This is a genomic window from Flavobacterium sp. 20NA77.7 (assembly GCF_031326205.1).
Taxonomy (GTDB): Bacteria; Bacteroidota; Bacteroidia; order Flavobacteriales; family Flavobacteriaceae; genus Flavobacterium; species Flavobacterium nakdongensis.
This window is the reverse complement of the sequence record NZ_CP133721.1, coordinates 756,741-781,485: the sequence shown is the minus strand read 5'-3', so window position 1 is coordinate 781,485 and position 24,745 is coordinate 756,741. Positions and strand designations below refer to the sequence as shown.

Below are 24,745 nucleotides of genomic sequence, written 5' to 3'. Positions count from 1 at the left end.
TCTTGTTAATGGCGATTTCATAACTTTTTATTTTTTACTTTGTTACTAAAACATTTCGCATCGTCATCGATTTGTTTTCTGTTTCTATATATTCGTTAGTAGGAATGCTGTCACCAGTAATCCCACAACCAACGTAAATAGTTACGGCCTTTTCCTCTATCTCAATACAGCGTAAATTTACAAATAAATTTGTAGAACCTGCTATGGCGTATTCACCTAAAAATCCAGTATAGTACTTTCGGTCATAGCCTTCATGATTGTGTATAAAGGATTGTGCCACATTTTTAGGAACTCCACAAACAGCAGGTGTTGGATGCAAATTTTCAATCAAAGTCATAGCAAAATTATCTGAAGGTAATTGTCCCGTAATTATAGACTTAAGATGGGCTAAATTTCCTGCTTTAGTTGTATTTGGACCAGAAACTTTTATATTTTCTACCTTTTTGTCAATGTTTGAAACTATATAATCAGTTACAATTTTTTGTTCTATAATTTCTTTTTGAGTCCATTTTACTTCTTCTGAATACAATTTAGTTCCTGCCAAAGCTACCGTTTCCAATTGTTGCTGGTTTATTTTAACTAATTGCTCCGGTGTTGCTCCCATCCATAAACCTAATTTGGGATGAAAAAACAAATACTGAAAAGCGGATGAATAGGTCGAAATTAAATTCTGAAAGGTCTCTAAAACTGAAAGTTGTTTCTTTAAAACAATTTTTCGCGATAAAACTACTTTCTCAAATTCACCCTTTTTTATAGCTTCAATTCCGTTTGAAACCAACTGTTCAAAAACGACTTTATCCGTTTGACTGCTTGAGATATCAGAAACTAAATTATAATGTTTTTTCTCGATAATTCCTTGAGAAAAATCTGCCTCTTCAAAAGGGATAACTACTTTATCTCCTTTATCAAAAGGAAAAAAAACAAATCCCGATTGTCCTGAAAACAACTTTAAATCAGCGTCTTTTTGCACCAATAAATTGCATGTTAATTCATTAGGCTTTAAATAAGCTACAAAAGGATTTTGCGCTATTAAACACTGTTCTATTTTCTCAAAAATGGGCATTATTGTCTTCTGGATAAAATCATATTTGTTAATTTACATAATGAAATTAAACGGTCTTGTTCATCAACAATTTTAATTTCCCATAAATGAATGCTAGCTCCTTTATGTAGAATTTTTGCCGTACAATATACCACACCTTCACGTTTTGAGCGTACATGATTAGCGCTAATTTCGATACCTCTAACCTCTTGTTTTTCAGGATTAATGAACATTAATGAAGCAGCACTACCCACGCTTTCTGCTAGCGCAACTGTAGCACCACCATGTAATAATCCCATAGGTTGATGTACACGGGAATTTACAGGCATTTGCGCTTTTAGAAAATCTTCTCCAGCATCGATATATTCAATATCTAACGTTTCCATTAAGGTGTTTTTAGACCATTGATTACATAATTGTAGCATTTCTTCCTTTGATACCATGTTCTTTTTTTTTGACAAAGTTACAAATAATGTTTTTGAAATGTAAACATACCAAAATTCTACTTTTATCGTTATATTTACCGAACAAAATAATCGTATGCGCAATTTTTTTATTTTTCTAATTCTTTTAACAACAGTTATACTAAGCTCTTGTAGAAGTGAATTTACCTTTGAACCTTCTATTGGAAATTTAGCGTTTTCAAAGGATACCGTTTATTTAGATACTGTATTTTCCAATATTGGATCTAGCACCTATACCTTAAAAGTATACAATAAAACCAATAAAAACATTGCCATTCCAAAAGTACGATTAGCAAAAGGACAAGCATCAAAATACCGTCTTATGGTTGACGGATTGTCTGGAAAAGAATTTGAAAATATAGAATTACTAGCAAATGATAGTTTATTTATTTTTGTAGAAATGACCTCATCGATTGCAGATGCTAATCCTGCTGATTTTTTATATACAGATCAAATCCAATTTGGCGATTTCACCAACTTTCAAAAAGTAGAATTGGTAACTTTAATTCAAGATGCTTATTTTATTTATCCCTCTCGTTCTGGCAGCTCAGCTAATTATACCTATGAGCAAATTCAATTGGGTGTAGATGCAAACAATAACCCAATAACTATTACAGGAAGTAATTTAAGCACATCTGACCCTATAAATGGAAATGAATTACATTGGACAAATACAAAACCTTATGTTATCTATGGATATGCCAAAATTCCCGGAAATCAAACCTTAACCGTTGATGCTGGGGCGCGTGTACATTTTCATGCTAATTCGGGGTTAATCGTTTCAGAAAATGCTTCATTAGTTGTCAATGGAAACCATTCAACCACAGATGCGCTTGAAAATGAAGTCATTTTTGAAGGCGATAGATTAGAGCCTCAGTACAGAGATGTAGCAGGACAATGGGGTACAATTTGGTTTCTTCCAGGAAGTAAAAACAATACTCTTGACCATTTAACGATTAAAAATGCTACTGTTGGGCTATTAATTTCAGGCAATGACGGAACAAATATACCTACTCTTGACCTAAAAAACACTCAAATTTACAATTGTACCAATGTAGGTATTCTTGCCCGAACAGGAAATATTACTGGTAAAAATGTGGTGGTTAACAATTGTGGACAAGCTAGTTTAGCCTGTACATTTGGTGGGAAATATGATTTTACACATTGTACTTTTGCTAATTATTGGAGTACGCCAAATCAAACGTGTTTGGTAGTGAGCGATGATAAGATTAATAATGTGCCTACACCTTTAGAAACAGCAAATTTTAAAAACTGTATTTTTTACGGAAGTGCTAATTTGAGTTTAGCCTTGCAAAAAAATGGTATGGCTTTCAATTATCAATTTACAAATTGTTTGATTAAATTTTTTGACAGCAACAACCAATATGGATCTAATGCATTGTATCAATTCGCTACAAATCCTAAATTTATAAATTGTATTATCGGAACAAATTCAACAACAAACAAACCTTATTTTAAAAACACGCCAACAAATGAATTCATCATTGGCGAACAATCCGCTGCTAAGGGAAGTGCAAATCCAACTTTTTCTACATTTAATGATATTTTGAACAAACCTCGAACTGGTTCAACAGATATGGGAGCCTATAATTACATCATTTTTAACTAAAACATCGTTAATAAATGGAGCTTTTTTGTTAGTATCTTTAAAGGTATTTTTTGTTTGTTCAAACATTTTAAAATAAATTTGCACTATAAACAACAACACAACTAATACGGACTATTTTTCAGTCCCAAGAACTAAAAATAACTACACAATGATTCATTTCTTCGGAAACCAATCCAACACTATTTTTGCGATACAAACGCAAACTAATTTATCGACAGAAGATTGCTCTAAATTAAATTGGCTTTTTGGCAACGCACATAAAATAGAAAAATCCGTACTTGCGGATTTTTTTGTTGGACCTCGTGCCGCAATGATTACACCTTGGAGTACTAATGCTGTTGAAATTACTCAAAATATGGGTATTTCAGGAATTATCAGAATTGAAGAATTCGAAAAAGTATCGATTGATTTCAATGATTTTGATCCAATGTTGTTTCAAAAGTATACAGAATTACATCAAGATATTTTCACAATTAATATTCAACCTGAAACTATTTTAGAAATTGACGATATCGCATCGTACAACAAAGCAGAAGGTTTAGCATTGAGCGATGAAGAAGTTGATTATTTAAACAATCTTTCTACTAAATTAGGAAGAAAATTAACCGATTCTGAAATTTTTGCCTTTTCACAAGCCAATTCAGAACACTGCCGTCATAAAATTTTCAACGGAACATTTATTATTGATGGTGAAGAACAACCGACATCTTTATTCAAATTAATCAAAAAAACATCTGAAACACATCCAAACGAAATTGTTTCAGCCTATAAAGATAATGTGGCTTTTGTTAAAGGTCCGAAAGTAACACAGTTTGCACCAAAAAGTGCTGACAAACCCGATTTTTACGAAGAAAAAGAATTTGATTCGGTACTTTCGTTAAAAGCAGAAACACATAATTTCCCAACAACTGTTGAGCCTTTTAACGGAGCCGCAACGGGTTCGGGAGGAGAAATTCGTGACCGTTTAGCTGGCGGACAAGGGTCGTTGCCTTTAGCAGGTACAGCAGTGTATATGACATCTTATTCTCGTTTAGCTGAAAATCGCCCTTGGGAAAAAGCTATGAATGAAAGAGAATGGCTCTACCAAACACCAATGGATATTTTAATTAAAGCCTCAAACGGTGCATCCGATTTTGGAAATAAATTTGGACAACCTTTAATTACTGGTTCTATTTTAACTTTTGAACACGAAGAAACTTCGAGTGCCTCAGTTTCCAAATCGAGTACTTCAGCTGTAGATGGTAGAAAATTAGGTTACGATAAAGTAATCATGCAAGCAGGTGGAATTGGGTATGGAAAATTAGACCAAGCGAAAAAAAAGAATCCAACTGCAGGTGATAAAATTGTCATTCTGGGTGGTGAAAATTATAGAATTGGAATGGGTGGAGCTGCAGTATCTTCAGCCGATACAGGTGCTTTTGGTTCAGGAATTGAACTAAATGCCATCCAACGTTCCAATCCAGAAATGCAAAAACGTGCCGCCAATGCCATTCGTGGATTGGTGGAAAGTGATAACAACCCAATAGTTTCTATTCACGACCACGGTGCGGGTGGACATTTAAATTGTTTATCGGAATTGGTAGAAGAAACAGGAGGTTTAATTGATTTAGATAAATTGCCTGTAGGCGATCCTACCCTTTCTGCAAAAGAAATTATCGGAAACGAATCGCAAGAAAGAATGGGATTGGTTATTGGACAAAAAGACATTGAAACGTTACAACGCATTGCGGATAGAGAACGCTCTCCAATGTATGAAGTGGGAGATGTAACCAACGACCATCGTTTTACATTTCAATCCAAATCAACGGGATTAAAACCAATGGATTATGCCTTGGAAGACTTCTTTGGAAGTTCGCCAAAAACCATAATGACAGATACTACTATAGATAGAAATTACAGCAATTCGGAATATAAAGCAAGTGAAATTCCAACTTATTTAAATCAAGTTTTACGATTAGAAGCAGTAGCTTGTAAAGATTGGTTAACCAATAAAGTAGACCGTTGTGTAGGTGGAAAAGTTGCCAAACAACAATGTGCAGGTCCGTTACAATTGCCTTTAAATAATGTGGGTGTAATGGCTTTAGATTATAAAGGAAAAGAAGGAATTGCTACTTCTATTGGGCACGCTCCTATTTCGGCTTTAATTGATCCGGTAGCAGGAAGTAGAAATGCCATTGCAGAATCGCTTTCAAATTTAGTTTGGGCACCATTAAAAGACGGTTTAGCTTCGGTTTCTTTATCGGCAAACTGGATGTGGGCGTGTAAAAACGAAGGTGAAGATGCCCGTTTGTATCAAGCAGTAAAAGGATGTTCGGATTTTGCTATTGAATTGGGAATCAATATTCCAACAGGAAAAGATTCCTTGTCGATGAAACAAAAATATCCAAATGACGAAGTAATTGCACCAGGAACGGTTATTATTTCGGCAGCTGGAAATTGTTCGAATATTACTAAAGTAGTGGAACCTATTTTACAACGAAATGGCGGAGCAATTTACTACATCAATTTATCACAAGATACTTTTAAATTAGGAGGTTCTTCTTTTTATCAAACGCAAAATAAAATTGGTACTGAAACACCAACTATAAAAGATGCTGCGTTTTTCAAAAAAGCATTCAACACCTTACAAGAGTTAATTAAAGACAGAAAAATAAAAGCCGGACACGATATTGGTAGTGGTGGTTTGATTACGACTTTATTAGAAATGTCATTTGCAGAAGTAGGTTTAGGAGCAACGTATGATTTAACTGTATTAGGTGAAAACGATGCTATTAAAACCTTGTTCAATGAAAATATTGGAGTGGTTTTTCAAGCTGATGCCGAAGTTGAAGCTACATTTAAAGCTAACGGTATAACGATACATAAAATTGGAACCGTGACCGAAGGTGATTTAGTTTCTATTACTAATTTTAATGATTTGTTTAACTTCTCGATAACTGAAACCAGAAGAACTTGGTTTGAAACATCTTATTTATTAGATCAAAAACAAACTAAAAACGGAAAAGCCAACGAACGTTTTGAGAATTTTGATAAACAAGCATTACAATTTACATTTCCATCTCAATTTGATGGTAAATTACCTGTAATTCCTGCTGGTGCAAGACCAAAAGCTGCCATTATTCGTGAAAAAGGAAGTAATTCTGAACGAGAAATGGCAAATGCGATGTTCTTAGCAGGATTTGATGTAAAAGACGTTCACATGACCGATTTAATTTCGGGACGTGAAACTTTAGAAGACATTCAATTTATTGGTGCTGTGGGTGGTTTTTCTAATTCAGATGTGTTGGGTTCTGCTAAAGGTTGGGCAGGTGCCTTTTTATACAATGAAAAAGCAAACACCGCTTTAAAGAACTTCTTTAAAAGAGAGGATACACTTTCTGTAGGAATTTGTAACGGATGCCAATTAATGATGGAATTAGAACTGATTAATCCTGAACACGAAGTGCACGGAAAAATGAAACACAACGATTCTAACAAACACGAAAGTGGCTTTACTTCGGTTAAAATTCAGAAAAACAACTCGGTAATGCTTTCTACATTAGAAGGTGCTATTTTAGGAGTTTGGATTTCGCACGGTGAAGGAAAATTCAATTTGCCAATGCCAGAAAATCAATATAATATTGTTGCAAAATATAGGTATGAAGGCTATCCTGCCAATCCAAATGGTTCGGATTATAATACTGCGATGCTATGCGACACAACGGGTCGTCATTTAGTGATGATGCCACATATTGAGCGTTCTACTTTCCCTTGGAATTGGGCAAATTACCCAGATAGAGGTCAAAAAGATGAAGTTTCACCGTGGTTGGAAGCCTTTGTGAATGCCAGAAAATGGATTGAAAACAAAAACTAATATTCTAATTAAGCTGTCCTAAAAGTAAAAATATTAACTTTTAATTTCTTATTCCGACGTCAGGAGGAATCTCATAATCAGTGTTGTGTGATTTCTCCCTTTGTTCGAAATGACAAACTTTCGACTTTTTAGACAGTCTTTTTTTGTATTATTGCATCTAAAATCGATTCGAAATGGTTTATGTAATTTTAAGTATTTTTTGTAGCGTAACTGTTGGAATTTTATTGAAATTAGCCAAAAAAATGGGATATAGTTTTTACCAAATTATAAATATTAATTATTTTGTAGCTTGGGTAATGACAATATTGTTATACGAGCCAAAACTTAAAAATGGTTTAAGTTTTTCAACAACTAGTATTGTCCTTTCATTATGCTTGTTATTACCCATTGTATTTATATTTCAGGCTAAAGCTATTACATACAGTGGTATTGTAAAAACAGACATTGCACAAAGAATGTCCTTATTTTTACCTCTTTTTTTTTCGTTTTTTATTCTTAAAGAAACGTTTAACAACTACAAATGGATAGGTGTTATTTTGGCTTTTATGGCTATTTTTCTATCTTTTTATCGCAAAAAAAATACTGAAAATGAAACAAACAAGAAATGGTATTTCTTACTTCTTGTCTTACTTGGTTTTGGAAGTATTGATATATTATTTAAACAAGTGGCCAGTTTAAAAGAATTACAATTCACGGAAATATTATTTTTGGTTTTTCCGGGTGCATTTCTCATTTCTTTTTTTATTTCGGGCTATTACCTCATCAAACAAAAAGAAACATTCAACAAACAAGTAATTTCATGGGGCATTGGTGTGGGACTTTTAAACTTTGGTAATATTTCTCTTTACATCAAAGCACATCAAGCTTTATCTACTAGTCCTTCCACAGTATTTGCAAGTATGAATATGGGTGTAATTATACTAGGCAGTCTTGTTGGAATTTTAATTTTTAAAGAAAAAATGAATCGTTGGAATTATCTAGGAATTGTGCTTTCACTACTTGCAATAGGATTAATTACTTACTCGTTAGTAGAAAAATAAAAAGGGCCTTAAGGCCCTTTTTTATTATCTAATTAATTTTTTATATTTAATACGTGTTGGTGTAACTTCTTTACCTAAACGCTTACGCTTATTCTCTTCATATTCAGAGAAACTACCCTCAAAGAAATACACTTGAGAATCGCCTTCAAAAGCTAAAATATGGGTACAAACTCGATCTAAAAACCATCTATCGTGAGAAATAATTACGGCACAACCAGCAAAATTTTCTAATCCTTCTTCCAGCGCACGTAAGGTATTAATATCTAAATCATTTGTAGGCTCATCTAACAGCAATACATTGCCTTCCTCTTTTAATGTCATAGCCAAATGAAGTCGATTTCTTTCTCCTCCTGACAGCGTAGCTACTTTTTTATTTTGGTCACTTCCACCAAAATTGAAACGTGACAAATACGCTCTTGAATTAACTTGACGGCCTCCCATCATAATTAATTCTTGGCCATCGCAAAAGTTTTCCCAAATTGATTTTTCTACATCAATATTTTTATGTGATTGATCTACATAGGCAATTTTAACCGTATCACCTATAGTAAATGACCCGCCATCTGGTTTTTCTTCTCCCATTATCATTCTAAATATGGTTGATTTTCCAGCTCCATTTGGACCAATAATACCCACAATACCGGCTTGTGGTAATACAAAATTTAAATCATCATATAAAAGTTTGTCGCCAAAAGCTTTAGCAACTCCTTTAGCTTCAATTACATTTGTACCTAAACGCGGACCATTAGGAATATAAATTTCTAATTTTTCGTCTAGTTCTTTTTGATCTTCATTTAATAACTTATCATAATTCTGTAAACGTGCTTTTTGTTTGGCTTGACGTCCTTTTGCTCCTTGACGCACCCAATCTAACTCACGTTCAAGTGTTTTTCTACGTTTTGAAGCTTGTTTTTCTTCCTGTTCTAATCGTTTCGCTTTTTGGTCTAACCATGAAGAATAATTACCTTTCCAAGGAATACCCTCTCCTCTATCTAATTCTAATATCCAACCAGCAACATTATCAAGAAAATAACGGTCGTGCGTTACAGCAATTACCGTTCCTGCATATTGTTGCAAATGTTGTTCTAACCATAAAACGGATTCTGCATCTAAATGGTTGGTTGGTTCATCAAGTAACAAAACATCTGGTTGTTGTAAAAGTAAACGACATAACGCTACACGACGTTTTTCTCCTCCAGATAAAACACTAATAGGTGTATCTGCTTCAGGTGTACGAAGTGCATCCATAGCTACTTCTAATTTATTATCAATTTCCCAAGCACCGCAAGCATCTATTCTGTCTTGTAATTCAGCCTGACGATCCATTAATTTTTGCATTTTATCGGCATCTTCATACACTTCAGGTAAACCAAAATCATCATTGATTTTATTAAATTCTTCTAATAGTGAAAAAATTTCTGCAGCACCTTCTCTAACAATCTCTATTACCGTTTTAGACTCATCTAATTGAGGCTCTTGTTCTAAATAGCCAACAGTATAACCAGGCGCAAAAACTACATCACCTTGGTAATTTTTATCTACTCCAGCAATAATTTTTAATAATGATGACTTACCTGCACCATTTAAACCTAAAATACCTATTTTGGCTCCATAAAAGAAACTTAAATAAATATCTTTTAATACCGTTTTATTTGAACTAGAGTACGTTTTACTTACTCTAGACATCGAAAATATTACTTTCTTATCGTCTGACATATTTTGTATATTATTTTATTACACTCTTCCTTTCAACGCATTAAAAACCCATGCAATAGCGAAAAATCCTATTCCAACTGCTCCAAACCCCCAACCAGCTACATCTGCATAGCGATAAACAGCTAATCCAACTAAAACAAGCCCCATGACTAGCATAATAAACGTTGCAATGCCTAATACTGTATTTTTATTCATCATTTTTTTCTGTTTTTGAGTGGCAAATATCGTGATAAAATTTAGTTCATGAAAATGGTTACCAATAACTCTTTCATTAAATCATAATCCGAACTACTCACTGTACCAACTCCCTTACTTTTTACGTCAATATCTCGAAGTTTTTCTACAATTCTACTTACTTTCTTCATGGGATAAATTCGGGCTGCTGTAAAATATTCCTCTATAAAATAAGGATTTACTCCAATCGCTTTTGCTGCATTAGCCTTTGATTTATCTTTTAGACCATGAAAAATTAATAATTGAGAGAAAAAAGCAAACAATTGACTTGAAACAACTACAAGTGGGTGCTCTTTAGGATTTTGAGAAAAATGATTGATAATGGCATACGCTTTCACTTGATTTCCTAATGCCAATGCAGATTTTAATTCAAAAATATTATAATCTTTACTAAATCCAATATTAACTTCGATGTCTTTAGGCGTAAAAACATGTCCTGTGGGGAAAATAATGCGTAATTTTTCTAATTCATTATTAATTTTGGCTAAATCTGTTCCTAAAAACGAAGCTAACATTGCCGCTGCTTTAGGCTCAATACCGTAATTTTTCCCTTTTAATACCTTAATTATCCAATCGGGGACTTGATTTTCATATAATTTTTTACTCTCAAACCATACGCCTTTATCTTTTAATAATTTAAATATTTTTTTTCGAGCATCTGGTTTATCTCTATAGGCAAAGACTAAAATAGTTGTAAGCTGTGGATTTTGTACATAAGCCTCTAATTTGTCCATATTTTTAGCTAAATTTTGAGCTTCTTTAACTACCACAACTTGGTAGTCTGCCATCATAGGAAAACGTTTTGCCGTTCCTACAATTTCTTCAATTGTACTATCTCTACCATATAAAACAACCTGATTGAAAGCGCGCTCATCTTCTGTAAGCACATTTTCTTCAATAAATTCAGTAATCCTGTCTATATAATAAGGTTCTTCCCCACATAAAAAATAGATGGGTTTAAAATTTCTAGACTTAATGTCATTGGTAATTTTTAGTACGTCCGTCATGTTTTAATTTTCAGAATAGTGTAAATAGTTGGCAGTTGATTTTATTTCTTTATTTTTGACCATGCAAAATTTGAATTTTCCAAACTATTCCTTTCGGTTCAAAAATAGTGAAAATAAACACTACATTTTTGATGAAATACGAAAAAAGTTCATCTTGCTTACTCCAGAAGAATGGGTAAGGCAACATGTGATTCATTTTTTGTTACACGAAAAACATTATCCAAAATCACATATAAATGTTGAAAAAGTAGTTGCTGTTAATGGAATGAAAAAACGATATGATTTGGTTGTGTTTAGAGCTGATGGTTCTATTTTCTTAATTGTAGAGTGTAAGGCGCCCTCCGTTTCCATTACACAAGATACATTTGATCAAATAGCACGTTATAATTTTACCTTACAAGCTTCTTATTTAATGGTTACCAATGGATTAAATCATTATTTTTGCCAAATGGATTTTGAGAACCAAAAATATATTTTCTTACACGAACTTCCAGAAAACTTAAATTAATGAAAAAAGTAGCAGTAGTCATTTTAAATTGGAACGGTACGCAATTATTACGAACCTTTTTACCTTCGGTACTTCGCTATTCGAATGAGGCTACTATTTATGTAGCTGACAATGCCTCTACTGATGATTCACTAGATGTACTTAAAAATGAATTTCCTGCAATAAAAATAATTCAGAATAAAGATAATTATGGCTATGCAAAAGGATACAATCAAGCACTTAAAGCTGTGGAAGAACCCTATTTTGCTTTAGTTAATTCAGACATAGAGGTTACAGAAAATTGGTTAGATCGAATCATCGAACTTTTTGACAATCAACCAGAAACAGCAATTATTCAACCAAAAATACTTGACTACAAAGAGAAAACGCATTTTGAATATGCTGGTGCAGCAGGAGGCTATATTGATGCTTTGGGCTATCCGTATTGCAGAGGTAGATTGTTTGATACATTAGAAGAAGATAACGGGCAATATAATGACGAAGTTTCTATTTTTTGGGCTACCGGAGCTTGTTTATTCATTAGAAAAAGAGTCTTTGAAGAGTTAAAAGGTTTTGATGCTGATTTTTTTGCACACCAAGAAGAAATTGATCTTTGTTGGCGTGCTTACAATCTAGGTTATAAAGCAATGTACACTTCAAAATCAGTTGTATATCATGTAGGTGGAGCTACATTAAATGAGGCAAATCCTAAAAAAACATTTCTAAATTTTAGAAATTCATTACTGATGCTCACTAAAAATTTACCTAAAAACAAACTCGTTCCAATTCTTTTTTCAAGATTGTGCTTAGATGGAATTGCAGGAATTCAATTTTTAGTTCAAGGTAGAGGAAAACATACTTTAGCAATACTAAATGCCCATTTTGCATTTTATAAATTGCTAAAAATCTATTTAAATAAGCGCGAAAAAACGCAACTCAATACTTATTATCTACATAAAAACATAATTTGGAGTTATTTTATCCTGCAAAAAAAATATTTTACGCGTTTAAAATGTTAATTTTTTAATCCAAATATTGTTTTGGCATGATTTTTTATATGTAAATTTGCAAAAAATAGTATTCAAATGAAGAAAATTGTAGTTTTATCCCTAGCCCTTCCTTTCGTATTAGGTTCTTGCGTTTCTAAAAAGAAATTTGGTTTATTAGAAGCAAAACAAAAAGAAACTCAAGATTTATTAAATAGTGCAACTGTTCAATTAAACAAATGTTTGGCTGAAAAAGAAGCATCTTTAAAACAAGTTGATTATTTACAAAAAAATAATGAAAACCTCATCAATAGTTCCAAAGAGCTCACTGTTCTTACTATGAAAGGAGCTGAAAATTTAGAGAAATCTTTAGAAAGTTTAAAAGAAAAAGATTTAAAAATTTCTCGTTTGCAAGATGCGTTAACAAAAAAAGACAGTGTTACATTAGCTTTAGTGACAAGTTTAAAACGTGAAGTTGGAATTAACGATCCAGACATTAATATTAATGTAGAAAAAGGAGTAGTTATGATTTCAATTGCTGACAATTTATTATTTAAATCAGGTAGCTACGAAGTTGGAGATAAAGCAAAATCAGTATTAGCTAAAGTTGCTAAAGTAATTAATAGCAAACCAGATTTTGAATGTATGGTAGAAGGTCATGCCGATAATATTCCTATTAAAAGTACTGTTTTAGTAGACAATTGGGATTTATCTGTTAAACGTGCAACTTCGATTGTTCGTGTATTACAAAAAGATTTAGGTGTAAACCCTAAACAATTAATTCCTGCAGGTAGAAGTTATTTTGTTCCATTAACAACTAATGATACTGCTGAAAATCGTGCAAAAAACAGAAGAACACGTATTATCATTATGCCTAAAATTGACCAATTCTACGACATGATTGAAACCGAAATGAAAAATATGGGTAAATAATAATTTACAATGTTATATACTAAAAATCCCCAATCTTATGATTGGGGATTTTTGTTTAATTCTCTATGTAAACCATACATTGCCTTAATTCGGGTTTTTCTTGTGTAAAACTAAGCAGCCATTCTCTTAGTTGGTCAATCTCATAAGGAAGCAACATTCGAGTTGCTTTCTCTAACTCTTTGCAAAATAATTTTGCATCAAAACTTACTCGTTCAAGTATCGATTTGGTATACAAATAAACTTGTCTTGGCATAATTCATCTATTAATACTGCTAATTTACTTCTTTTTTTAGTGATACAATTCAACAAAATGTTAATTTTTATTTAAATTTTAAACGCCCTTAGCATTTCCCTTTTTCCTGGTGCGCCAGGTAATTTTTCGACTTCAAAACCGACAGCTAACATGTTTTTTTTAATTACAGTTCGGCAAGCATATGTTACCAATATCCCATTAGATCTTAATGCTTTAAACATTTTTTCAAATAATGTTTCCGTCCATAATTCAGGTTGTACATCAAATCCAAATGCATCAAAATAAATAACATCAAAAGTAGCTTCAAAATCAATATCTTGAAATAACATTTGATATTTTGTTAGTACAAATGAAGAACTAATTTTATGCTTTTGTTCCCAAGAAACAGCATGCAACTTAGTAAAATTTTCAAGTTGATTATTCATTTCTAACAAGGATGGATAATTTAGCTGTTTCAGTAGTTCACTTGGAACAGGAAACGCTTCAATTGCAACATAATTAATACTAATTGTCAGACATTCTGCAGCACAAATTGTCATCAAAGCATTTAAACCTGTGCCAAAGCCTATTTCTAATACGTTTACCTGATTTGCATTGCACTTATTCACATACGTTTCTAAACCGTTTTTGATAAAAACATGTTCAGCCTCTTGTATAGCACCAAACCTAGAATGATAGGTTTCATTTAATGCAGGAAGAAATAAAGATGTGGAGCCGTCTTTTGTAATGATAATTTCGTGATTCATTGTTAAAAATAAAGAACAAATATACGTGTAAATTCGATAGTTTTTTTATAAATTGAATAGGATAGCTTCTATGTGACTCATGAAGAAACAGACTAAAAGATTGCTTCTCAGAATAGCAATGCCTATCTTTGCCTAAATTTCTATATAATGGTAATATTTGAACATCTACAACTTCCTCTTTCTGTACAAAAGGCTATTGACGAATTAGGGTTCACTCACCCTACTCCTATTCAAGTCAAAGCTTTACCTGTAATTCTTTCGGGTAGAGATGTTATGGCTATTGCACAAACAGGAACGGGAAAAACATTTGCTTATTTATTACCGCTATTAAAACAATGGAAATTTCAAAAAATAGATACGCCAAGAGTGTTAATTTTAGTACCTACTCGCGAATTAGTGGTGCAAGTACATGAAGAAATTGAAAAACTCACAAAATACATGAGTGTTCGCTCATTAGCAGTATATGGTGGGGTAAACATCAATACACAAAAAGCAAACATCTATGAAGGTTTAGATATTGTAGTAGGGACACCCGGAAGAGTAATGGATTTAGCCTTAGATAATGTTTTGCGATTTGATACAGTTCAAAAATTAGTTATTGACGAATTTGACGAAATTCTTAATCTAGGTTTCAGAGTGCAGCTTACCTCAATCTTATCAATGATGAAGGCTAAAAGACAAAATATATTGTTTTCTGCTACTATGACAGAAGAAGTAGACGAAATACTAGACGAATATTTTGAATTTCCCGAAGAAGTATCTTTAGCACCTAGCGGAACACCTTTGGAAAAAATTGAACAAAGGGTATATCATGTTCCAAATTTTTTAACAAAAATTAATCTGCTAAAACATTTTTTAGAAGATGATGCATACAGTAGAATTTTAATTTTTGTTAATAGTAAACGATTAGCTGATTTTGTTCTAGAAAGTCTTGAAGAAGATTTTCCAGATCAATTTGGCGCTATTCATTCTAATAAAACGCAGAATTATCGTTTAAATACCATGGAATTATTTCAAAATGGTGAATTACGTGGTATTGTTACTACAGATATAATGGCACGTGGATTAGATATTTCGGATATTACACACGTTATTAATCTTCAATTTCCAGAAACTTCAGAGCAATATATACACCGAATTGGTAGAACCGGCCGTGCAGACAAAGAAGGTATTGCCATAAGTTTTATTGTACCAAAAGAAGAAGAAGATTTTATTGAAACGGAAGTCTTAATGCAAAAAGAAGTTACTATATTACCTATCCCTGAAGAAGTACATATAGAAGAACGCAGGTTAGAGTTTGAAAAGGACCATAAAAAAGTAAAGTTTTTACTGAAAAGACCCAAAAAAGAAGGCGGAGAAGCATTTCACGAAAAATCTGATAAAAATAAAAAAGTAAATTTAGGGGGTCCCGGAAAAAGAACACCAAGAAAAACAGCACCAAGAAATAGAGCTGTGGAGAAAAAACGAGCAGCAAAACGTAAAAAAAGGTAATTTATGTTCCTTGAACTTTACAATTTAGTTGTTAAACATTACTTCTTGTAAAAAGTATTCCATAAAAAAATATTTTTTCGTACTTTTGAAAAATCTTTTTTCAAAATGGAGTTTAAACATCCTGAAATTTTATATTTTTTATTCCTGCTAATTGTGCCTATTTTGGTACATTTATTCCAATTAAGAAGATTCCAAAAACAGTATTTTACAAATGTAGCGCTACTTAAAGAAATTGAGATTCAAACGAGAAAGAGCTCAAAAATAAAAAAATGGTTGTTGCTTGCTACACGCTTATGCTTACTTACAGCCCTAATTATTGCTTTTGCTCAACCTTATTTTAAAGCTACAGAGGCTACTAAACAAAATAACGAATTGGTAATTGTACTAGACAATTCTTTTTCTATGCAAGCTAAAGGAAACAAAGGGGAATTACTTAAAAGAACTATTCAAGAAATTTTAGAAAATACGCCCGAAAATCAACAATTATCGATACTAACAAATGACAATGCCTTTTATGATACTGATATTAAAAGCGTACAGTCCGATTTGCAAAATATAACATATTCATCAACCCCTTTTAATCCGCAGGGTCTTATTGCTAAAATACAAGCTAAAAAAACCGGGGTACCAAAAGACATCTTATTTATTTCAGATGCTGTAGGTTTAAAAAATAAACTAACCCCTAATTTACATACCGATTCAAATATATATTTCCAACCGCTAACTGCTGTAAAAAAGGAAAATACAGCTATCGAAAATGTGAGTATAAGTGAAGTTTTAGACCAATTTTATAAGCTAAAAATTACATTAAAATATTTTGGTAACCCCATAAATGATTTGCCTATCTCATTATATAATGGCAATAAACTTTTAGCAAAAGCATTACTTTCTAAGGAAAAATTACAGAAAGAAATTTCGTTTACTATTCCGAAATCAAATTTCCATGGGTATGTGCAAATCGAAGACCAATCACTAGCCTATGACAACACCTATTATTTTAGTATAACAAAGCCTAATAAAACTTCTATTTTAGCTATAGGAAATGTAGCTAAATGCAACTTTTTAAGAAAAATTTATACCGAAGATGAATTTAATTATACTCAAACTGAAGTAAAACAATTAAAGTATAGTGCTATTGAAAATCAAGAAGCGTTAGTGTTAAACGAACTACCGTCGGTATCTTCAGCTCTACTTACCACATTAAAAAATTATTATGACAAAGGAGGCATAATCATCTTTATTCCTGACTCAAATGGCGATAAACTTAGCTACAATTCCTTTTTAAAAGTTTTTGGTACGCTTCAATTTAACGAAAAGAACGCTGAAAAAAAAATAACAACTATCAGTTATAATCATCCTATTTACCAAAATGTATTTGAAAAAAAAGTAACAAATTTTCAATACCCAAAAGTTAACAACTCTTGGAGTACAATTGGTACAGCTACATCGGTACTTCAATATGAAGATAAATCAATATTTCTGGGACATCTTACAAATAGAATAGGAAATCTATATGTGTTTACTTCAGCATTAAGTAAAGAAATCACTAATTTTCAAAATGCTCCTTTAATTGTCCCTACTTTTTTCAACATGGGGCAACATAATTTGAGTTCAGGACTAACGGCCTTTACTATTGGAGAATCTAATTCATATAGCATAAACGAAACTATTGCTAAAGACAATGTGTTAACGGTTTCAAATGCCTCGTCTAGTTTTATTCCAATGCAGCAAATATTAAACACTAAAATAAAACTTACATTTGGAAATTATCCTGAAATAGCGGGTAATTATCAAGTAAGGAAAGACAAAGAAATTTTAAATAATATAAGCTTTAATTATCCTCGATCTGAGAGTAATTTAGAAACCGTAAACGAAACTTATTTTGATGCTTGTACTGAAGTAAATTCAATTTCAACATTTTTTAATGACATACATTCTAATCGTTCTGATACCGAAATTTGGAGATTTTTTATCCTCGCCACGCTACTCTTCTTAATTACTGAACTACTAATCCAAAAACTAAAAAAATAGTTGAAAAGCTAAAAAAAATAAACGTATGAATATAGTTCTAAAAAACGCTACTATCATTGAAAAAAACAATCCATTTAATAACCAAAAAGTGGATATTGAAATTACTGATGGTGTGCTATCAAAAATTGGTACAAACTTAGCAATCAAAGAAGGTTATACAACAATTGAAAAAGAAAATCTTCATGTATCTACTGGGTGGGTTGATACGCAAGTAGTATTTGGCGAACCCGGTTTTGAAACAACAGAAACGATAAAAAACGGGTTGCATGTTGCTGCTAAAAGTGGTTTTACAGATGTTTTTGTACATTCTAATACGAATCCTTCGATTGACAATCAGGCAGTAATACATTTGATACAAAACAAAGGATTAGGGCAAGCTACACAACTTCACCTTGTGGGAACTTTAACAAAAAATGCAGAAGGAAATGAATTAGCTGAATTGTTTGATATGAAAAATGCCGGAGCAATTGCTTTTGGAGATTACAAAAAATCACTTACAAACGCTAATTTACTTAAAATTGCTTTACAATATACACAAGACTTTAACGGATTAGTTTTTGCTTTTCCAATGAATAAAGATATTAAAGGAAAAGGATTTGTAAACGAAGGTGTTGTTAGTACTAAATTAGGAATGAAAGGGATTCCTGCACTCGCAGAACTAGTTGAGTTAGCTAGAAATATAGCCATATTAAACTATACAGGGGGTAAAATGCATGTGCCTACAATATCTTGTGCTGAATCTGTTGCATTGATTAGAGAAGCAAAATCAAAAGGATTAAGTATAACGTGTGGCGTATCCATAAATAATTTAGTTTTGAACGAAAATGAAATCACTGATTTTAATACGGACACTAAGGTATATCCTCCTCTTCGTAGTGAACAAGATAGATTAGCTTTGATTGAAGGTGTCAAAGATGGAAGCATTGACGTAATTACTTCTGACCATTGTCCTGTAAATATTGAAAATAAAAGAATTGAATATGATTTATCTGCTTATGGTTCCATCGGTTTAGAAAGCATATTTGGCGCTTTAAATCAAGTCGTACCTCTTGAAATAAGTATTGAAAAATTAACAAATGGGCACCAATTTTTAAATGAAAAACCTGAAATTGCAATAGGTCAAAAAGCAAAATTAACATTATTTAATCCTGATACGCACTGGATTTTTGAATCAAAAAATATAATGTCTTTGTCAAAAAACGCTATCATGTTAGGAAAAAAGATGAAAGGTGAAGTCTATGGGATAATTAACACTAATTCGATTCAAATCTAATGAAGAAAATAGTTTTTGGTGCTCTTGTAGCATATTTTGGAATAATTGGAGTAATTATAGCAGCTGCTATAAATAGTGAAAAAAAAGACAGTTTCATTTCTTTTCATTTAAGACAAGCAGTTTTTATTACAAGTATTATACTATGTTTAAATTTTATGAATTTACAACATGATAATACTACTTTTAGAATCATCACTTGGACCCTTTCATTATCCTTAAAATGTATCGGTATATATAGTGTTACACAGTATAAAATGATTTCAATTCCAGTAATTGGAAATCTAGCACAAAAAATATTTAAAAGTTTATAAGATGAACTTACACTACTTAGTCAAAGAACCAAAAGAAATTCTAGCTAGTAATCCTGCCTTACTTTTGCTTCATGGCTATGGCAGTAATGAAGAAGATTTATTTTCATTTGCTTCACAACTACCTGAAAATTATTATATTATTTCGGCAAGAGCGCCATACAATTTAGACGGATATGGTTTTGCTTGGTATGCCATAAACTTTGATGCAGATGAAAACAAATTTTCTGATAATGAACAAGCTAAAACTTCTATTCAGTTAATTGCTGATTTTATAAACGAAATCACGGAAAAATTTCCTATTAATCCCTCTGACGTAAATCTAATTGGTTTTAGTCAAGGTGCCATTTTAAGCTATGGTGTAGCTTTTCATTATCCTGAAAAAATTAAACGTATTGTGGCGCTAAGTGGCTATTTAAATGAACAACTATTACCTGATACTTTCGATGTAAACACGATGCATCATTTAGGCTTTTTTGCCTCTCACGGAACAGTTGACCAAGTCATTCCAGTGGAATGGGCAAGAAAAACACAACCTTATTTAGAAAAATTAGGTTTAACTATTACTTACAAAGAATATCCTGTAGGTCATGGTGTAGCTCCTCAAAATTTTTGGGATTTTAAAACATGGTTGGAACAGGAGTAAATGTAATTACTTTTCCTCTTGTTCATCACTTTCAATAACTTTTCTGTCAACCGCTAATGCTGGTTTAAAAAGGACTTTATTATTGTATAAAAGTGAATAACCTCCTTTTGCTTTTAGTTCAAAATCCTTAAACATAAAACTTTCGGAGTTGTCTTCACGAGCTAAAATAAATGATTCCTTAGAATCTGGTAAAAAGACTTCCGCTTGTAGACTATCTTCTTGAATAAAAAAATAGGCATTTTTAGCATTCCCTAATGTGTCTTTTGATACGGATGTAAGACGATAGCCTTCTTCAAAAACACGAATACATTTTTGTTGTAAATTTGACCACTTATACCCTGCTTTTATTTCACATCCATGCTCATTTGAATCATCAATTACTTGATTTTTGCGAAGTGAATCCAAAACTACCATTTCATTATCTGAACCAAATGGTGATTTTAATATATAATCACAAGAATAAAAACTTGCAATAACTATAAAAAGTAAGCTTATTTGTTTCATTTTATGCATTCTTATTTTGTATACATTACGGTTTCAATAGTTTCAAAATCTGTTGGTTTATTTTCATTATGAAAATACTTAACCAATACTTCTCCCCAAACTGTTCCGTCAGAGTAATTAGCAATAAGCCATCTATGATTTAAAAAATTTACTTTATCAATAATAAAATTTGCCCCATTAATAGGTTCATAAGGCACTAATTTATTGCCCTTCTTTGCTGTATTCAATTCGTTTATATCTTCTTGAACTTTAGCCTTTACTTTCATAAAATCGGCAGGATGAAAATAATCTTGCGCCTCTTCATTTTGTTCCAATGAAAAAAAGTTTTGCTCATTTACTAATTTTATTGAATCTCTAGCTATTTTGACTTGCTTCTTACTATGCTGTACAACTTGTTCACTTTTGTTCAATATTCTTGTCGCATTCACATATTGAAAAATATTAATGAGAACAGAAAATAAAAATCCATACAATAAAAAACTTCGCTTCATAAAAGTAAATATTTAGTCAAAATTAAATTTCAATTTCCAAATTATCGTAAGCTAAGAACACATTTTTGGGTAAATTTTGTTGAACTTCTTCATGAAATCCCATCAAATGACTAATATGTGTGAGGTAAGCTTTCTTGGGTTGCACCAAATGTATAAAATTTATTGCTTCCTCCATGTTAAAATGTGTAGTATGGGGCTCATAACGTAATGCATTAATAACCAAAAGCTTAACCCCTTTTATTTTTTCAATTTCAAATGAATCCATTTGCTTTACATCGGTTAAATAAACAAAATCAGTAAATTTATAGCCAAAAACTTGTAAATCTCCATGCAAGGCAGTAATAGGCTCAATTTGCTTATTTTTTAAACTAAAGGGTTGATTTTCTTTTACTTCAATTGGCACAACAGACGGTGCACCTGGATATTTATTTTCAGTTTCAAAAATGTAATCAAATCGTTTAACCAAATTTTTCAAAACACGCTCATGGGCATAAATAGGAATAGCCCCTTGCGTGAAATAAAACGGTCGAATATCATCCAATCCTGCCGTATGATCAGCATGCTCATGTGTAAATAATACGGCATCTAGATGCTGACAATTACTCGTTAGCATTTGCTGTCTAAAATCTGGACCACAATCAATGACTATTGAAAAATCAACATCATGAATCCAAACAGAAACACGCAACCTTTTATCTTTAGGATCAGCACTTAAACAAACAGAATGTTTACTCCCTATTACGGGAATTCCTTGAGATGTACCTGTACCTAAAAAATAAACTTTCATATGCTGTTAACTAGTTATAATTATTTAAATGTAAAAACATATCCATATTATACAATTTGCTCTTACTTACTTCTCTACGTTAAATTTTTACAAAAATAACAAAATAGCCTTTTTAAAACTGTATTATTTATTAACTTTGCTTCATAATTAATCAATTGCCCGTATTTATTTACTTGATAAAATAAAAAATGACAACTGAAATAAAATTGAGAGGAGACAAGCAAATTGAGCAAGTTCCGTCAATAAAAGATAAAGCGCTTCGAATCAACCTCAACGAAAATATCTATGGTACTTTTGCTGAAATTGGTGCAGGACAAGAAACTGTAAGACACTTTTTTAGAGCTGGGGCTTCTTCAGGTACTATAGCAAAAGCGATGTCTGCTTACGATAAAGATTTTAGTGATGCTATTTATGGTATTGAAAATGACGGCAGATATGTAACAGAAAGTCGCTTACGTAAAATGTTGTCTCATGAAGTAATGTTAATAGAACAACGCCTAAAGAGAGATAAGCATCCGCATAAGATGTTTTTCAGCTATGCGAATACGGTAGCAACGATTGATTTTGCAAAACAATTTAAAGGCCACGGTTGGGTTGGAATCAAATTTCAAGTCGAACCAGACGAAGATTACAACGAAATTATACTTCATATTCGTTTTAGAGAAAATGATGCTCGTTTACAGCAAGAAACCTTAGGTATTTTAGGTGTAAATCTAATCTATGGTGCTTTTTACAAACATAACGATCCTAAAAAATTATTACGTTATTTATATGACCATTTAGACAAAGACCAACTTGAGATTGACACCATCAACTTCTCAGGCCCGCGTTTTGCAAATGTAGATAATCGTTTAATGAGTTTGCAACTAGTAAAAAATGGCATGACAGATGCGGTTATGTTTAACCCAGATGGCAAAAATATACTCCCAGCCGCCGTGCTTTACAAAAAAAACATCCTTGCACTAAGAGGAAGTTTTAGACCTGTTACGAAAGTAAATATGGACATGTATAAACAATCTTATGAAATGTTTATACAAGAAAATAAAGTAGATAAAGAAAATACTTTTGTTGTTTTTGAAATTACACTTTCAAACTTAAAAGCTGAAGGCGAAATTGACGAAAGAGATTTTCTTGATCGTGCAGAATTACTGTGTTCATTAGGACAAACGGTAATGATATCAAACTTTCAAGAATATTTTAAAGTGGTTGAATATTTCTCAAGTTTTACTAAATCTAGAATGGGATTAGCCATGGGAGTAAGTAATTTGATTGATATTTTTGATGAAAAATACTACCGCCATTTATCAGGAGGTATACTAGAAGCTTTTGGTAAATTATTTTACCGTGATTTAAAAGTATATCTATATCCAATGAAAGATGCTGAAACAGGAGCAATTATTGATTCAGATAATTTAAAAGTACATCCTCGAATGAAAGAATTGTATAAATTCTTTAAGTTTAACGGCAAAGTGGTTGATATAAAATTATACGATGAAAAAATTCTAGAAATTTTCTCTAGAAGTGTGTTGAAAAAAATTACCAAAAACGAACCAGGTTGGGAACAGATGTTACCAGAAGGAGTAGCAGATATTATAAAACGCGACCATTTATTTGGTTATCAAAAAGAAAAAGAATTAGCAGAATAAATAAAAAAATCCCGAATAATCGGGATTTTTTTTTATTTTAATAGTTGAGCAGCATGCGCTTTTGTTTTCACATCGGTAATAATATCCGTTAGTACTCCATTTTCATTAATAACAAAAGTTGTACGATGAATACCATCATATTCCTTGCCCATAAATTTTTTCGGGCCCCAAACACCAAAAGCTTCAATTACTGATTTATCTTCGTCGGCAAGTAATGCAAAAGGGAAATTATATTTTTCCTCAAATTTTTTTTGAGCATTAATAGTATCAGCACTAACTCCTAATAACTCATAATTAGCCGCTTTAAAACGCTCATAATTATCTCTTAAATCACATGCTTCAGCCGTACAACCTGGCGTATTGGCTTTCGGATAAAAAAAGACTACTAATTTTTTACCTTTATAATCCGCTAAAGTATGTTCTTTGCCATTTTGATCTACTCCAGAAAAATTTGGAGCTTGATCACCTATTTTTAAATGTGTCATATTTTTAGTTTAAATTTGTTTAAAGTTAAGCAATAAAAGTAGAAAAATGAATAAAAAGGAAAAAGTAACATTTGTTATAAATACGTTAAAAGAATTATATCCTGAAATTCCTATACCCTTAGACCATAAAGACCCTTATACCCTACTTATAGCTGTACTCTTGTCTGCGCAATGTACAGATGTGCGTGTAAATCAAATTACACCCTTACTTTTTGCAAAAGCAGATAATCCTTATGACATGGTAAAAATGAGTGTGGAAGAAATTAAAGAAATTATTCGACCATGTGGATTATCACCCATGAAATCAAAAGGAATTCATGGTTTATCATGTATATTAATTGACAAATACAATGGTGAGGTTCCTCAAAGTTTTGAAGCATTAGAAGCGTTACCCGCAGTAGGACACAAAACAGCTAGTGTAGTCATGAGTCAAGCATTTGGAGTTCCTGCATTTCCCGTGGACACACATATACACCGTTTAATGTATCGATGGGGGTTGTCTAATGGTAAAAATGTCCTACAAACAGAAAAAGACGCCAAACGTATATTTCCAAAAGACTGCTGGAATGATTTACATTTACAAATCATTTGGTACGGCCGCGAATATTCTCCTGCACGTGGTTGGAACTTAGAAAAGGATATTATTTCGAAAACAATTGGAAGAAAAGAACTAATAAAGTAAAAATAATAAA

The 24,745-nt window shown here is 32.1% G+C and carries 24 protein-coding genes; 13 read left to right on the top strand and 11 right to left on the bottom strand.

All coding sequences use genetic code 11. The annotated features are described in order from the left end of the window. Positions 1–34 precede the first annotated feature (34 nt). Together RF683_RS03330 and RF683_RS03325 are read right to left on the bottom strand one after the other, a co-directional pair. Positions 35–1,063, bottom strand: a complete 1,029-nt coding sequence (locus RF683_RS03330) for an isochorismate synthase (protein ID WP_309532799.1) — start codon at positions 1,061–1,063, stop codon at positions 35–37. Further along, positions 1,063–1,485, bottom strand: a complete 423-nt coding sequence (locus RF683_RS03325; RefSeq protein WP_309532798.1) for a PaaI family thioesterase — start codon at positions 1,483–1,485, stop codon at positions 1,063–1,065. The genes RF683_RS03330 and RF683_RS03325 overlap by 1 nt, the downstream gene beginning before the upstream one ends. Before the next feature lie 97 nt (positions 1,486–1,582). Here RF683_RS03325 and RF683_RS03320 point away from each other — a divergent pair, with 97 nt between their 5' ends. From RF683_RS03320 to RF683_RS03310, 3 genes are all read left to right on the top strand, one after another. Next, entirely contained in the window at positions 1,583–3,136 is a 1,554-nt protein-coding gene (locus RF683_RS03320) for a hypothetical protein (protein WP_309532797.1), read from the top strand. Positions 3,137–3,284: 148 nt separating this feature from the next. Continuing rightward, a complete protein-coding gene (purL, locus tag RF683_RS03315) occupies positions 3,285–6,989 on the top strand; it encodes a phosphoribosylformylglycinamidine synthase (protein ID WP_309532796.1) in 3,705 nt (1,234 codons plus the stop codon). A 173-nt stretch (positions 6,990–7,162) separates the two neighbouring features. Beyond that, entirely contained in the window at positions 7,163–8,029 is an 867-nt protein-coding gene (locus tag RF683_RS03310) for an EamA family transporter (protein WP_309532794.1), read from the top strand. A 24-nt stretch (positions 8,030–8,053) separates the two neighbouring features. Here the strand turns inward: RF683_RS03310 and ettA are convergent, their stop codons facing one another. Genes ettA through holA form a run of 3 tightly spaced genes read right to left on the bottom strand, consistent with a single transcriptional unit; the run spans position 8,054 to position 10,986 of the window. Next, the gene (gene ettA, locus RF683_RS03305; protein ID WP_309532793.1) at positions 8,054–9,745 is read right to left on the bottom strand and encodes an energy-dependent translational throttle protein EttA; all 1,692 of its coding nucleotides are present in this window, start codon (positions 9,743–9,745) and stop codon (positions 8,054–8,056) included. Between the two features lie 18 nt (positions 9,746–9,763). Then, the gene (locus tag RF683_RS03300) at positions 9,764–9,940 is read right to left on the bottom strand and encodes a CAL67264 family membrane protein (RefSeq protein WP_309533144.1); all 177 of its coding nucleotides are present in this window, start codon (positions 9,938–9,940) and stop codon (positions 9,764–9,766) included. Between the two features lie 41 nt (positions 9,941–9,981). Beyond that, a complete protein-coding gene (holA, locus tag RF683_RS03295; RefSeq protein ID WP_309532792.1) occupies positions 9,982–10,986 on the bottom strand; it encodes a DNA polymerase III subunit delta in 1,005 nt (334 codons plus the stop codon). Positions 10,987–11,047: 61 nt separating this feature from the next. Between holA and RF683_RS03290 the strand changes: the two genes are divergently transcribed. The 3 genes from RF683_RS03290 (at position 11,048) to RF683_RS03280 (ending at position 13,392) form a co-directional block, all read left to right on the top strand. Continuing rightward, a complete protein-coding gene (locus tag RF683_RS03290; RefSeq protein WP_309532791.1) occupies positions 11,048–11,494 on the top strand; it encodes a type I restriction enzyme HsdR N-terminal domain-containing protein in 447 nt (148 codons plus the stop codon). Next, complete coding sequence (locus tag RF683_RS03285) at positions 11,494–12,492, top strand: glycosyltransferase family 2 protein (protein WP_309532790.1); 999 nt, start codon at positions 11,494–11,496, stop codon at positions 12,490–12,492. Before RF683_RS03290 ends, RF683_RS03285 begins: the two co-directional genes overlap by 1 nt. Positions 12,493–12,558: 66 nt before the next feature. Continuing rightward, the gene (locus RF683_RS03280) at positions 12,559–13,392 is read left to right on the top strand and encodes an OmpA/MotB family protein (RefSeq protein ID WP_309532789.1); all 834 of its coding nucleotides are present in this window, start codon (positions 12,559–12,561) and stop codon (positions 13,390–13,392) included. Between the two features lie 55 nt (positions 13,393–13,447). Here the strand turns inward: RF683_RS03280 and RF683_RS03275 are convergent, their stop codons facing one another. Both RF683_RS03275 and mnmD read right to left on the bottom strand, forming a co-directional pair. Continuing rightward, positions 13,448–13,645 carry a hypothetical protein gene (locus RF683_RS03275; protein ID WP_309532788.1) on the bottom strand — a complete coding sequence of 66 codons (198 nt, stop codon included), beginning with the start codon at positions 13,643–13,645 and terminating at the stop codon, positions 13,448–13,450. A 71-nt stretch (positions 13,646–13,716) separates the two neighbouring features. Further along, positions 13,717–14,391: a tRNA (5-methylaminomethyl-2-thiouridine)(34)-methyltransferase MnmC2 gene (gene mnmD / locus RF683_RS03270; RefSeq protein ID WP_309532787.1), complete on the bottom strand. Its 675-nt coding sequence runs from the start codon at positions 14,389–14,391 to the stop codon at positions 13,717–13,719. 147 nt (positions 14,392–14,538) lie between these two features. On the opposite strand from mnmD, the gene RF683_RS03265 reads away from it, so the two are divergent. The 5 genes from RF683_RS03265 to RF683_RS03245 all read left to right on the top strand — a co-directional run bounded on the left by RF683_RS03265 (position 14,539) and on the right by RF683_RS03245 (position 20,140). Continuing rightward, a complete protein-coding gene (locus RF683_RS03265) occupies positions 14,539–15,882 on the top strand; it encodes a DEAD/DEAH box helicase (RefSeq protein ID WP_309532786.1) in 1,344 nt (447 codons plus the stop codon). A 105-nt stretch (positions 15,883–15,987) separates the two neighbouring features. Beyond that, positions 15,988–17,913 carry a BatA domain-containing protein gene (locus RF683_RS03260; RefSeq protein ID WP_309532785.1) on the top strand — a complete coding sequence of 642 codons (1,926 nt, stop codon included), beginning with the start codon at positions 15,988–15,990 and terminating at the stop codon, positions 17,911–17,913. Positions 17,914–17,938: 25 nt separating this feature from the next. Further along, positions 17,939–19,186: a dihydroorotase gene (locus tag RF683_RS03255; protein WP_309532784.1), complete on the top strand. Its 1,248-nt coding sequence runs from the start codon at positions 17,939–17,941 to the stop codon at positions 19,184–19,186. Next, positions 19,186–19,497, top strand: coding sequence for a hypothetical protein (locus RF683_RS03250; protein WP_309532783.1), 312 nt, complete (start codon positions 19,186–19,188; stop codon positions 19,495–19,497). Before RF683_RS03255 ends, RF683_RS03250 begins: the two co-directional genes overlap by 1 nt. Before the next feature lies 1 nt (position 19,498). Next, a complete protein-coding gene (locus RF683_RS03245) occupies positions 19,499–20,140 on the top strand; it encodes an alpha/beta hydrolase (protein WP_309532782.1) in 642 nt (213 codons plus the stop codon). A gap of 6 nt (positions 20,141–20,146) precedes the next feature. On the opposite strand, the gene RF683_RS03240 is transcribed toward RF683_RS03245, so the two are convergent. Genes RF683_RS03240 through RF683_RS03230 form a run of 3 tightly spaced genes read right to left on the bottom strand, consistent with a single transcriptional unit; the run spans position 20,147 to position 21,922 of the window. Continuing rightward, positions 20,147–20,644, bottom strand: coding sequence for a hypothetical protein (locus tag RF683_RS03240; protein WP_309532781.1), 498 nt, complete (start codon positions 20,642–20,644; stop codon positions 20,147–20,149). An 11-nt stretch (positions 20,645–20,655) separates the two neighbouring features. Continuing rightward, positions 20,656–21,135, bottom strand: a complete 480-nt coding sequence (locus RF683_RS03235) for a hydrolase (protein ID WP_309532780.1) — start codon at positions 21,133–21,135, stop codon at positions 20,656–20,658. 22 nt (positions 21,136–21,157) lie between these two features. Further along, positions 21,158–21,922 carry an MBL fold metallo-hydrolase gene (locus RF683_RS03230; protein WP_309532779.1) on the bottom strand — a complete coding sequence of 255 codons (765 nt, stop codon included), beginning with the start codon at positions 21,920–21,922 and terminating at the stop codon, positions 21,158–21,160. A gap of 188 nt (positions 21,923–22,110) precedes the next feature. Between RF683_RS03230 and RF683_RS03225 the strand changes: the two genes are divergently transcribed. Further along, a complete protein-coding gene (locus RF683_RS03225; RefSeq protein ID WP_309532778.1) occupies positions 22,111–23,568 on the top strand; it encodes a TonB-dependent receptor in 1,458 nt (485 codons plus the stop codon). 32 nt (positions 23,569–23,600) lie between these two features. On the opposite strand, the gene bcp is transcribed toward RF683_RS03225, so the two are convergent. Beyond that, entirely contained in the window at positions 23,601–24,053 is a 453-nt protein-coding gene (gene bcp, locus RF683_RS03220; RefSeq protein WP_309532777.1) for a thioredoxin-dependent thiol peroxidase, read from the bottom strand. A 46-nt stretch (positions 24,054–24,099) separates the two neighbouring features. On the opposite strand from bcp, the gene RF683_RS03215 reads away from it, so the two are divergent. Next, positions 24,100–24,735, top strand: a complete 636-nt coding sequence (locus RF683_RS03215; RefSeq protein ID WP_309532776.1) for an endonuclease III domain-containing protein — start codon at positions 24,100–24,102, stop codon at positions 24,733–24,735. Positions 24,736–24,745 lie beyond the last annotated feature (10 nt).

Bases quoted from the DNA above. Each gene is read 5' to 3' on its own strand.
- RF683_RS03330 (WP_309532799.1), bottom strand. From the start codon at position 1,063: ATGCCCATTTTTGAGAAAATAGAACAGTGTTTAATAGCGCAAAATCCT.
- RF683_RS03325 (WP_309532798.1), bottom strand. From the start codon at position 1,485: ATGGTATCAAAGGAAGAAATGCTACAATTATGTAATCAATGGTCTAAA.
- RF683_RS03320 (WP_309532797.1), top strand. From the start codon at position 1,583: ATGCGCAATTTTTTTATTTTTCTAATTCTTTTAACAACAGTTATACTA.
- purL (WP_309532796.1), top strand. From the start codon at position 3,285: ATGATTCATTTCTTCGGAAACCAATCCAACACTATTTTTGCGATACAA.
- RF683_RS03310 (WP_309532794.1), top strand. From the start codon at position 7,163: ATGGTTTATGTAATTTTAAGTATTTTTTGTAGCGTAACTGTTGGAATT.
- ettA (WP_309532793.1), bottom strand. From the start codon at position 9,745: ATGTCAGACGATAAGAAAGTAATATTTTCGATGTCTAGAGTAAGTAAA.
- RF683_RS03300 (WP_309533144.1), bottom strand. From the start codon at position 9,940: ATGAATAAAAATACAGTATTAGGCATTGCAACGTTTATTATGCTAGTC.
- holA (WP_309532792.1), bottom strand. From the start codon at position 10,986: ATGACGGACGTACTAAAAATTACCAATGACATTAAGTCTAGAAATTTT.
- RF683_RS03290 (WP_309532791.1), top strand. From the start codon at position 11,048: ATGCAAAATTTGAATTTTCCAAACTATTCCTTTCGGTTCAAAAATAGT.
- RF683_RS03285 (WP_309532790.1), top strand. From the start codon at position 11,494: ATGAAAAAAGTAGCAGTAGTCATTTTAAATTGGAACGGTACGCAATTA.
- RF683_RS03280 (WP_309532789.1), top strand. From the start codon at position 12,559: ATGAAGAAAATTGTAGTTTTATCCCTAGCCCTTCCTTTCGTATTAGGT.
- RF683_RS03275 (WP_309532788.1), bottom strand. From the start codon at position 13,645: ATGCCAAGACAAGTTTATTTGTATACCAAATCGATACTTGAACGAGTA.
- mnmD (WP_309532787.1), bottom strand. From the start codon at position 14,391: ATGAATCACGAAATTATCATTACAAAAGACGGCTCCACATCTTTATTT.
- RF683_RS03265 (WP_309532786.1), top strand. From the start codon at position 14,539: ATGGTAATATTTGAACATCTACAACTTCCTCTTTCTGTACAAAAGGCT.
- RF683_RS03260 (WP_309532785.1), top strand. From the start codon at position 15,988: ATGGAGTTTAAACATCCTGAAATTTTATATTTTTTATTCCTGCTAATT.
- RF683_RS03255 (WP_309532784.1), top strand. From the start codon at position 17,939: ATGAATATAGTTCTAAAAAACGCTACTATCATTGAAAAAAACAATCCA.
- RF683_RS03250 (WP_309532783.1), top strand. From the start codon at position 19,186: ATGAAGAAAATAGTTTTTGGTGCTCTTGTAGCATATTTTGGAATAATT.
- RF683_RS03245 (WP_309532782.1), top strand. From the start codon at position 19,499: ATGAACTTACACTACTTAGTCAAAGAACCAAAAGAAATTCTAGCTAGT.
- RF683_RS03240 (WP_309532781.1), bottom strand. From the start codon at position 20,644: ATGAAACAAATAAGCTTACTTTTTATAGTTATTGCAAGTTTTTATTCT.
- RF683_RS03235 (WP_309532780.1), bottom strand. From the start codon at position 21,135: ATGAAGCGAAGTTTTTTATTGTATGGATTTTTATTTTCTGTTCTCATT.
- RF683_RS03230 (WP_309532779.1), bottom strand. From the start codon at position 21,922: ATGAAAGTTTATTTTTTAGGTACAGGTACATCTCAAGGAATTCCCGTA.
- RF683_RS03225 (WP_309532778.1), top strand. From the start codon at position 22,111: ATGACAACTGAAATAAAATTGAGAGGAGACAAGCAAATTGAGCAAGTT.
- bcp (WP_309532777.1), bottom strand. From the start codon at position 24,053: ATGACACATTTAAAAATAGGTGATCAAGCTCCAAATTTTTCTGGAGTA.
- RF683_RS03215 (WP_309532776.1), top strand. From the start codon at position 24,100: ATGAATAAAAAGGAAAAAGTAACATTTGTTATAAATACGTTAAAAGAA.